This is a genomic window from Daejeonella sp. (assembly GCF_037719425.1).
GTDB lineage: Bacteria > Bacteroidota > Bacteroidia > Sphingobacteriales > Sphingobacteriaceae > Daejeonella.
In genome coordinates this window covers 1-11230 of the sequence record NZ_JBBJNI010000139.1, presented here as the reverse complement: position 1 = coordinate 11230, position 11230 = coordinate 1, and the positions used below count along the sequence as shown (strand labels likewise).

Genomic DNA, 11230 nt, shown 5'->3' with positions numbered 1-11230 from the left:
ATTTGAACGGCTTGATCGGTATGTTTATAGCCCATGGCAAACCAGTGGAGGTAACATAATACTTCGATAAAGATGGATTCGTGCTATCATCCAAAGTACCAAACAGGGCGGTGCTGGCAAGGTCTGTAGGCGTTTTTCCGGGAAGGTGTATTTCATAACCCCGGCCGTTCGTAATACCACTGTTCCAGATGAATGGGTTATATGCACCTAGCCCAAACGTACTAAGCAGCGGGCCACTGCTAATGTTAAAGCTGACCGTATAACTCTTTGGCGCAGAAACAGGGTCACCAGGCCGCGTGTTGAAATTAGCCAGTTGGGTATGCATATCAGTGAAAAAGATAACAACCGCTTTGCTTTGGCCTGTTTCAAGAGTGCCGCCGGTAAGTCCGCTTACGCTTGCGCGAGATACCGGGAACTCAATACCGAAACCATTCTTAAATTCTCCACCTGCAGCCATGAGGTTATAATCACCTACAACCTGAACCACTTTGTTCTGAGAATTCGTTACAATTTTATAACGATAAGACATAACAAGGTCATTCATATCATAATCTCCTTTCTTTGGCCACTGATCTTCAAATGCCACAGTAGCACCGGTTTCAAGTCCTGCCGACGGATAATAGTTATTATAAGCCTTTGCCGGATCAGTTGGATACTCATCCTGTGCATCCATCACGCCATCTCCGTCTGTATCTACCGGAGGCGCTGTACCATTACCTTCAGTATTACAATTGGTAACTGGTATGTATAAATTACATGCAAGAGTTGCACCACCGCTGAAAGTGGTATTATTAGTCTCAATCCCGTTAACGTCGCAAAACCGAAGGGCATTTTTAACCGCACTTCCTCCATTCAGCGTCGAAGCGCCTGTAACCTTTATCAGCGAGGCAGAACCAGAGCCTACTATCTCACCATTCAATTTCAGATCTTTTGTGGACAACATCGCTCCGTTATACATTGTTATAATGTCATTACCATTCACGGTAGTAATATTATTAACTTTTATAAGGCCGTAATTAAACATATCACTATTATGATTATAATCCCCCTTGGCCCATAAAAAGCATTTATTAACAAAGTCGCTCTGGCTGTTTAACTGGAAGTGTTGAGCGGTAGTTATCGACCCGTTATTGGTGGCCACACTGCTAGTGTTTACGTTCAGCGTAGCACCCACGTTCAATATACCGTTGTTTAGGAAAATAGTTTGCGAGTTCAGATCGAGGTCCCCTGTAGTACTCAATGTTCCCTCGTTTGTAAAAGTACCCTTTGGTGAGAACGAGCCATTGATTGAGACTGTTCCATAGTTTTCAAACACAGAAGTGCTGCCGTTGGTATTAAGGTTGCTAAAAGTAACTGATGCATTGCGGGTAATTATAAGCTTCGCACTGCTGTTTAAACTTCCACTTTGCACCGTGACATTTGTACCGCAAATCCTCAACGTTCCACCATTACCAGTAAAACCTATAGTTATGTTGTTGCCATTTACACATACTACCTGCCCGTTATCCACACTTATATTGGTATTTGAGCTGGTGATGGTTGTAGTACAACCGGTATTACAATCCGGGCTATCATCTAAGCCAGAGATTTTATTTACATCGCCTCCAGCAGTTGTACCCTTCGGGCTAATTGCGCTTAAGGAAAGGGTAACCTTTGGATCAGACCCTACTGTAACCTTTTGAATTGTACTTGTTCCATCGGGTGCTGTTTTTTCAACATAGACATCCTTAACTGTATTAGTCAGGTAGATCCTTGTAGCAAACGGGTCGATTATCGAAGCTGACCCTTTAGACAGCAGCTTACCCCCAGCATTTGGATCACCATCATAGATTGAAACCACGTGCACCGCATTCTGGAATCTCGTGTCCGTAACCCTTATTTCAAAGTTTACATCTCTTGAATTTTCCCAGGTAAACCCCGCAGGGATAACCAGTTTATTTATGTTGCCTGATGTTTCGGTATCTTGTTCTGTCTTTTTACAGGAGAATAAGAATAGTCCCAAAACTGAAAGCAGGACGAGTCGATTTTTTACCATTGTTGTGAGAATTAATGCGTTTAAATATTTTAATGTTTGACTATTTCTATCGATTTGTACACTCCAACTGCGCGAGGTTCACTCCGTTTATGATCACCTCGAATTCCGTTCTTCTGTTAAGTGCCTGATCCGGCTCCGGACAATTCATCCCTTCAACACAGGAATTAACCAGGCGGGTTTTGCCATAGTATTTTACGTCAATACGTTCTGGGTTAATACCCCGGCTTACAATGTAGTTTCGAACGGATTGACCTCTCCGTAATGACAGATCCTTGTTATAGGTGTCGGATGCACGGCTGTCAGTATGACTCGCCGTTATGATATTGATCTGAGGATTCTTCTTCAGAACATCTGCAATCTGGTCAAGCTTCGGCAAATCTTCCCTGCGCAACTCGTAATTATCCAGATCATAATGAATATTTTCAAAAGCGAAAGAGGTCTTTAGTGAATCACAATTATTCAAAACCCATTTCTGAACATTCTCAGCTTTGTTTAATCTAAATACCAATTTTATAGTAGAATCCTGGGTGATCTGCCTTGTACTTATAAATTCTTCTTTACTGATATACGCGAGGGCTCGGCCGCTTATCTCATAATCATCCATTTTGCCCAGCGGCATAATGAACTCTCCAAACTGATTTGTTTGAACTGTGTCGGTAAGGCCATTATGTTTAACCAAAACTTTACTTCCTGCAACGGGTGTATTGGTTCTTGAGTCTAGCACCAGCCCCTGCATTTTAATAACAAAAGCTAGCTTCTTAAATCGATATATATCATCATTACCCCGTCGATTAGAGCTAAAATAACCGTTATCTGATTCATCCTCTTTTATCAGCCCGAAATCATCAGCAGGTGAGTTAATACCTGCGCCAAGATTATGAGGTTTACCAACTGGCTTCATGTCCTTCAGTATCACCTCGAAAATATCCAGTCCGCCTAAACCTGGATAACCCGTTGAGGCGAAGTATAGCTTACCGTTTTTGTCGATAAACGGGAATTGCTCATTGCCCTCTGTATTTATTTTCGGACCTAAATTAACCGGCCGCCCCCAATTGCCTCTTTCAGAAGTCCTTACACAATAATATAGATCTGTGCCTCCGTAACCACGGGCTACATCAGATGCAAATATTAATACTCTACCGTCAGGACTAACAGCAGGGTGACCCGTTGAATACTCTTCATCATTGTATGGAAATTCAACTATTTTCTCCCAGTTATCGCCTATAGCGGTATACAGCTTAAGCTTGTTAATACCTGCACTGCTACTCCCGGCCTTTTTGTTGTTAAAATTATTTCTTGTGAACATTAGCGATCCTTCTGGCAATCTTACTGCGGGACCTTCATGGTAACTTGACTTTACTTTACCCGTCAGAAGCCTGGCAATTTCCCCGGCTCCCACACTATCTGATTTATTGTTTCTGAAAAGTAAGGTCACTAAAGAATTTGGCTTATCGCTCTTGCCACTTAAACGACGCTCAATAGACGCCTCATCGCTTTCACGAACATCTTCCAGGTTATCAACCACAAACATATCAGTATATGGGGTCTGATCCCAGGCAAACATATAACGCGACTTCTCGTTTCGGTTGCTTATGAACATCAGGCCGTCCTTATAGAACATCGGCGAGTATTCGGACGCATCACTGTTTATATTCAGAAATTCAATTTCCCACTTACCTTCATCTTTGTTAAACTCACCTATATTTGCCTTGCTAAATGCAGCTGCTCTCTTATCGGTTGGCTTGAGGGCAAGATATTTCCGGTACCACTTTTCAGATTCCTCATATCTCTCTTTGTTTGCCAGAGCTTCAGCGTAATATAAAGCCCATTCAGGCTTAATATTTTTCTGGTTAGTGAGTTCGCCGTACCAGAAAAGAGCCTCATCGTAAACTTTGGTGTTGCGATAACTCGAAGCCATCATCTCCTGTGCTTTTACATTCAGAGGGTCTTTCTTAATAACACGGGTTAGTTCTTTGATAGCGGAAACAAATCTTAAAGCATTGTATTCCTTGATCGCCTTTTGCAAAAGAGGGCCGTCATCTTCCTGAAAAAAAGCAAAGCAACTACCTGTAGTCAGGTGCAGTAATAAAACTAAAAGTAGTACGCAGATCTTGTTCATTATCCTATTTAAAAATATCTCGGAGATAAAGAATTATTTTGCTCAAATGAAAATACATATCTGATCATAAATTCATGACTTCCGGTATTAAAACTTTTCAAACTCGTAGTACTTCGGTCGTAAGCATATCCTAAACGTACTTGCGGTGTAACTCTTATCTCCATTGAGCCTGATATATCAGCACTTGTACGATACTCACCTCCGATTGCTAAAACATCTTTTATCCATAAAGTCAGGTTGAGATCCGCCTGAACTGGGGCTCCCCTTACTCCTTTAAACAGTACACCGGTTTTAAGGTTAAAATCTTCGCTCAAAGGAAATACATATCCTGTTGCCAAATAAGCATGTCCCGATTGTCTCGCTAAGGAGGCGTCCTGTCCTAACCGATTATTTAACATATCCAACACTGAAAGACCTATGTACATCCGTTCGGTCGAATAGTAAATTCCCGAACCAAAGTTATAAAGGACCTTATTGACGTCTTGCTGATAAATAGGATCATTACCACCGCTTCCCAGGTCAAGAGACGTAAAGTTAGCTGTGAACTTATTTATGCTGCCTTGCAGACCAAATGACAATTTCGCATCGTTGGCCAATGTGATCCTGTAAGCGCCGCTCAATGCTGCACCGGTAGTCTTTGTAATCCCTAATTCATCATTGATGAGCTGAATACCAAGCCCTATGCGTTCCCCTTTGAAAGGGGCATCGGCCGTAAGGGTGGCCGTTGTAGGTGCGCCTTTAATACCTGACCACTGATTTCTATAAAGTGCCGTTGCCGAAACTACATTGCGACTGCCGGCATATGCCGGATTGTAAGCCAGGGTGTTAAACACATATTGAGAAAATAGGGCATTCTGCTGCGCATTCACAACACCTGAAGTTAAAATCGACAGCCCGAGGACAAATATTTGTTTTATATGTCTTCCCATTATCGCTGAACCGTTAGACTTCCAACATATTTACTCTTATTATCCACTACTACCACGTAAAAATATGTCCCGTCAGGGATATCCTTCCCAAGAAATACACCTTCTGTACACTGTCCCGACCAATCATTTTTATAATCCACTGATTTGTAAACTCGGTTTCCCCAACGATTAAATACCTCGATCACTATTTTTTGATTTAAGGCGTTTTGTATGATCAGGTTATCATTTATACCATCATTATTAGGAGTAAATCCTTCCGGAATGAATGTTGGACGCGGAGCTAGTTCGATGGGGGTGTTTTCCGCCAAGCTTACGTCACCATTTACTACAGGATCAGCTTTTAGACCATTTGTTGACCTGTCCTGAACCTTCGCACCTGTTATAGCCGAACTCCCTTCTGCAAGAGCATAATTGAAGAAAGAGCCTGATTTGGTAATAAGCTTTACATTAAGCAACATTTCAACCTTACGCTCCTCTCCTCCAACTAGTCTGCTTGCCGGCAACAGAAGCTCGGTATCAGAATTTCCGTTAAACGAGGGATTATTTTTAAGATTTCCCAAGGCGGTAACAGACTTGACAGTAAATTCCGTTCCAGCAAAAGCCTGTGTTAAATTGTCTTTAAGGCTTATGTTTTCTATCGTATTCGGGCCATAATTGGCGATAGAAAATGTGAATTTGATATCGTATGTACCGTTTATACCATCTGTAATAGAAGAAACGCTTTTGGCTACCCCGATTTTGGAATTCGGATCGACTGGCAGGATAACAGTCATAGTTACATTCGCATTATTCACCGCGTATTCCTTACCATCATAACCATTCCATGCAAAGTTGGTAGTACCGCTCCAGTTAATTGCAGATTGGAAGGTCAGTTTCGACAGATCTAACAACGGAATTTCCTGCCCCGCGGTTACATTTACTCCATTTAAGCGGAGGGTACCATTTAACGGGAGGTTGATGATTTTTACCTTTGTTAACGAATTATTGTCTGCGTCTGTGAATTTTGAAGTGAAATCTGCTTCTGTAAATGATATGTCTGTAAAACCTGTCCCGCTCTTAGTTATATCGCTAACAACCGGCGGGAAATTCGATGTTGATATATTTATCGACACGGTGGAAGTTGTGGCAGCATATGCCGTTCCATCAGATCCGTTCCATCTAAAATTGAACGTTCCGCTACTTCCTGGCGCCGGTACATAAGTAAGACCTGAAAGTTCCCCTGCCGGGATCTCCTGTCCGGCTACTACATCTACCCCGAAAAGTTTCAATGTGCCCGATGTAGGCAGGCTTACAATCTGCACCTTGACTAAAGGATTGTTATCCGGATCAGTAAACTGACTGGTGAAATCGGTTGCTGAGAAAGTTACCGACTGATTGCCTGTGTAATTTTTTATTACTGATGTGAGCACCGGAGGTTGGTTAACCGCCGAAATAGTGATCACAACATTTGCATTTAACACTGCATAACCGGTGCCATCATTACCATTCCATGAAAAACTTGTTATCCCGCTAAAGCCGGCAACAGGAATAAATGTAAGTCCTTCCAGATCAGATACCGCAATTTCCTGGCCAGTGGTAACAGTCGTCCCGTACAATTTTAAGCTGCCATTGAGCGGCAGAGCACTCACACGAATCTTGGTTAGAGGCGAGTTTTCCGGATCAGTAAATTTAGTTTTAAAATCAGCTCCGGTAAATGTTATAGTTTGTCCCTGGTTGCCTGTTTTAGGCACATTTGCAACTACAGGAATATCGTTTACAGAGGTGACAGTTACAGTAATTTGCGCTGCATTGCTCGTAAGCCCGGTATTGTCTTTAATAGTATAGCTAATCGGTGTTGCTGTACCTGCACCGCTATTGTAGTTTGCAACAGGAACGAACGTTACCGTTCCATTTGTATTAGCATTATAGGTTCCTTCGCCTGCCACAGTAAAGCTCGACTTGATTCCAGCACCCGGATCAAAATCAATGCTCGTGGCATCAATTGTGCTATTACCGTCACGATCATTATCGTTAGCTATTACACTAAAAGTTATAGAGTTATCTTCATTTGTTGTTACAGCATCCGCCACTGCTACTGGCACATCAGGTACGGAAGTTACTGTTACAGTTATGGATGCCGCATTACTAACTAAGCCACCCGCGTCACTTACCGTGTAGGAGATCGGTGTTGCTGTACCTGCTCCGCTGTTATAATCTTGAACAGGGGTAAATGTAACTGCCCCGACATTGTTTACAGTGTAAGTACCCTGGCCCGAAACTGTAAAAGTGGCTTGCCTCCCTCCGGTCGCCGGATCCAAATCAACACTAGCAGCGTTGATGGTTCCGTTGCCATTCGCATCGGTGTCGTTCGCTACTACACTGAAAGTAACGCTTGCGTCCTCTAGAGTAGTTGCTTCATCGGCATTAGCTACCGGAGCAACCTTTGGAGTTACTTTTACCCTTATAGACGCTGAGTTACTAACCAAACCGGTATTATCCTTGACGGTATACAACACCGGGGTAGCTGTACCTACGCCGCTATCGTAAGTTGACAGGGGTGTAAATGTAACTGTACCATTATTATTGGCAACATAAGTGCCCTGACCAACGACTACAAAAGAGTTTTGCGTTCCAGCTGCTGGATCTATATCTACCGTAGTTATATCGATAGTTCCGGGGCCGTCGGGGTCAGTGTCATTTGCCACAACACTGAAGGTAACTGCCGTGCCTGATTCAGTGCTCGCCGCATCGTCGACTGCTAGCGGAGCATCGTCAACCGGTGTGACAACAATATTTACCGCCGCACTTGAAATTGCATCACTGTTCCCGTCTGATGCCTTCCAAAGAAAACTGGTATTACCATTAAAGTTTGTGGCGGGAGCAAAAGTTAAACTCGCCAGCTCAGATAGCAAAACTACCGCACCAGCAGCCAGAGGATTGCCCCCTTTTCTTAAGGTGCCATTGGCAGGCAGAGAAACTATAGTGATATTTACAAGCGGATTATTTTCAACATCTGAATATTTGCTTGTGAAATCAGAAGCAGCAAACGTTAGAGTCACTTCCTCCGCTACAGTTTTGTCAACATTGCTGACGATAGGGGGATCATTCACCGCGGTGATCGTAATATTAACATCAGCATCCAGGGCGGCATAAACAGTACCGTCAAAAGCGTTCCATTTAAAACTAGCGTTCCCGTTCGAATTAAGAACTGGTGTAAATGTGATTGTAGACAGATCTGCAAAATTGATCTCCTCGCCAACGCTGATGAGCGCATCCCCTTTCTTTAAAACTCCCGCAGAAGGAGCGGGAAGGGTGACTACTTTAATCTTAGTTATTGAATTACCGTCGACGTCTGTAAACTTTGCTGAAAAATCAGCAGCGGAAAATGACATGATAATGTCTTCATTCCCAGTCTTGGAGATATTAGCAAGTACTGGCGCATCATTTACCGGCTGCAGGTCTAAAATCAGCGTCTTAGTATCAGTTTTGGCGCCACCGGCTCCTGAATTGCCTTGGTCGTTTATAAAGACAGTAAGAGTTATATCAATATTAGAATCTGGAACGGGGGTATAGGTGATACCATTGGCGGCAATGAACGCATTAATATTTGCCAAGGATCCTGATAAAGTCAATGTTGTTGACGTACCTCCCACAGTAACAGAACCTCCAGTTGTCGCAGAAAGGGTTCCTGCGTTTGCCGGAAGAGTAAGTGTGACAAGCACAGCTGCTCCACCTGCATCGACATCCGCAAAGGATATACCCGTCAGAGCTTTTGGTGTATCTTCAGTCACACTAATAGTTGGAGGGAGGGTTGCGACCGGAGCATCGTTTACCGCTGTAACGGTGAGGCTTATTGTCGCGGGATCACTTTCTGCAACTGCCACTACACCGCCGGAACCGTCATCTTTTATAGTGTAAGAAATGGCAGTAGCCGTCCCATTAAAATTAACGGATGGGGTAAATGTCACTAAACCAACGTTATCAACTGTATATGTGCCATCGGTATTAGCAAATGTTTTCTGCTCCCCTGCAACACTAGTATTTAAATCAATGCTCGCAAGGTTTAGCGTATAATTTCCATTGGCGTCAAAGTCGTTTGACACGACACTAAAAGTGATTGGAGTATCTTCAGTTGTTGTTGCAGCGTCATTTACAGCAACCGGCTTTACTGCTGAAGATGGAGGAATAACAATGTCGATATTCCGTATCTCATGACGATTAGTAAAGCCACCTGTTGAAGCAGCAAGTCCATAGCTCAGTTGTGCCGGAATGGTTGCTGTATAGGTATAATCTTTAACAACATGATGGGGAGTAGCAGCGCCACCCTGAGTGATGAAAACATTTATTTTAACAGTAGTTAAACTTGTACGAAGTATTTCTATTTTCGCCTTGCGAAAGCCAGGGTTAGCACTATTAAATCCAGGTGTCCGGCCATTTACTTTCCCCTCCACGTTAAATGCTGGTACAAGCGCAGTTGTTACAACCCTGGTTAAAAATTCATAACTTCCTGCTCCATTACTGGTTCCATATCCATCACCCCTAAGGGTCACGTTTTGGCGTATTCTGCCTGAGCTATTAATGGAACCCTCTTTCTTACCGTTATCGTTAGTCGCAAAATTTCCGAACTCATCGAAACCAATGCCTAAAAATCCTTTTCTCAAGCCAGGCTCCCCGTTATACACAGCATATCCTAACGAGCCGCCAATACCGCCGATCCGGAAACCGGGAGCTGGATATCCATTTGCAGGATCAGCCGGGTCCGACAATACCGACGAGTCAAACAGAAAGAAACATATACCATCTGCGGTTTCGGTCGTCTGACCGCCGTACGAGTAATATTCAAAAGTGATTAAAAGTCCTTTGTCTGATGTGAATACTGCTGTGTTTCTGGCGAAACCGCTCTGGTCTCCTGCATTCTCTGTTAAACGCAGGTAGCCGTTGCCTTCCGTGTCGCCGTCCGAGCGGGTTGCAGTCAAAATTGCACCACCACCGAGAATCGTGCCAGTTGCCGTGGAATTTTTAAAACCGTCTGAATATGGAAACTGAGCAAATGTATTCTTACCAGTAAGAAGTATAAAACACAGTAAAAAACTAAAAAAAATCTTCATTTATTCTATCGCAACCTTATCTAACTTCCAAAAAAGAAAGACCATTTCAATATACTCAATTTTTTCAACTTGAGAGCACCTGAAAGCCAATACTTACTCCTTAATATCCAAATATTAAGCCATGGTGTTATTAGCGAGTAATTCGTTCATTATAGACCTTTTAGAGTACTTATATTTTATAACGATGACATGCGATAATATTGATGTAGAAATCTGACCCCGAAACGGGGACTTTATTCCTCATTTTACAAGCCCGTTATTAAACTTAAGGATAGCAGAAATAAGTAAAGAAACACCTGTAAAAGCCACAATTAGTGAAATAACGTCCATAATAGTAACTCCGTCATTAGGATTCAAATAAAAGAGTGTGAACATCTCAAAATACTCCGGAGCCGGCATAATAATCATACCGAATCCAAGCAAAATTAAAAGCACAGCAATGATCATCCGTATAATCCTGGACACTCTCTTTGCAAAATTATATTTCTTTGCACTGGAGGTTTCCAGTTTGATATTATACAGCTGAGTCGAATGGTTGTTTTCGTTGTTTAGAAGATCCGTTAAAGTATTGATTTTTTCCTCCAGATGGCTCGTCTGCATGTAGTCAAGCGGCTCTTTTGATAGCAGGGCTATAAGATTGTCTAATTGGCCTTCAATTGTATCAGCTGAAGTATTTTTCCCGTTAAACCGGGTTAAACCTGTTTCTTTTTCGTTCGTGTTTTCCAAAATGAGCTCGTTAAAATTGCTGCAAGAAAACCGGCATGGAACTGGCCCTGATTGCAATGACTGGTAAATATAATAATATTACATATTGATGCGATAGCTGTGACTTGCTAATTTGGCGAGTATGCTGAGGACAAGCCCCTGTTATATCTGGAAAGAACTGCATGACGCCGACTTAACCTGCCTGCGGCAGGCAGGCGCAGAGAGCGCAGAGTGTTTCGCAAAGATCGCAGAGAAAAAATCAACCCAAATGACTTCAACAAGCAATTGTGAAAACTTTACGTTTGACTTGTCCTGACATAGGTTGACAAAAAACAAGGTCAACGATGAATAGAAA

Annotated in this window: 6 protein-coding genes; all 6 read right to left on the bottom strand. The window is 42.7% G+C overall.

Translation table 11 applies throughout. The annotated features are described in order from the left end of the window. The coding region (locus WKF69_RS15705) for an LruC domain-containing protein (RefSeq protein ID WP_340383074.1) at nt 1-2035 on the bottom strand (2035 nt) is incomplete at its 3' end. A 46-nt stretch (nt 2036-2081) separates the two neighbouring features. Then, on the bottom strand, nt 2082-4154 hold the full coding sequence (locus WKF69_RS15700; RefSeq protein ID WP_340383073.1) for an OmpA family protein: 2073 nt from the start codon (nt 4152-4154) through the stop codon (nt 2082-2084). 8 nt (nt 4155-4162) lie between these two features. After that, entirely contained in the window at nt 4163-5083 is a 921-nt protein-coding gene (locus WKF69_RS15695; protein ID WP_340383072.1) for a type IX secretion system membrane protein PorP/SprF, read from the bottom strand. Then, nucleotides 5083-10170, bottom strand: a complete 5088-nt coding sequence (locus WKF69_RS15690; protein WP_340383071.1) for an Ig-like domain-containing protein — start codon at nt 10168-10170, stop codon at nt 5083-5085. Before WKF69_RS15690 ends, WKF69_RS15695 begins: the two co-directional genes overlap by 1 nt. Nucleotides 10171-10410: 240 nt before the next feature. Beyond that, a complete protein-coding gene (locus WKF69_RS15685; protein WP_340383070.1) occupies nt 10411-10896 on the bottom strand; it encodes a hypothetical protein in 486 nt (161 codons plus the stop codon). Nucleotides 10897-11037: 141 nt separating this feature from the next. Continuing rightward, nucleotides 11038-11230, bottom strand: a 193-nt coding sequence (locus WKF69_RS15680) for a hypothetical protein (RefSeq protein WP_340383069.1), incomplete at its 5' end; no start/stop codon positions are given.

Excerpts from the sequence above, each read along its gene's own strand:
- WKF69_RS15700 (WP_340383073.1), bottom strand. The coding sequence starts at position 4,154 with ATGAACAAGATCTGCGTACTACTTTTAGTTTTATTACTGCACCTGACT.
- WKF69_RS15695 (WP_340383072.1), bottom strand. The coding sequence starts at position 5,083 with ATGGGAAGACATATAAAACAAATATTTGTCCTCGGGCTGTCGATTTTA.
- WKF69_RS15690 (WP_340383071.1), bottom strand. The coding sequence starts at position 10,170 with ATGAAGATTTTTTTTAGTTTTTTACTGTGTTTTATACTTCTTACTGGT.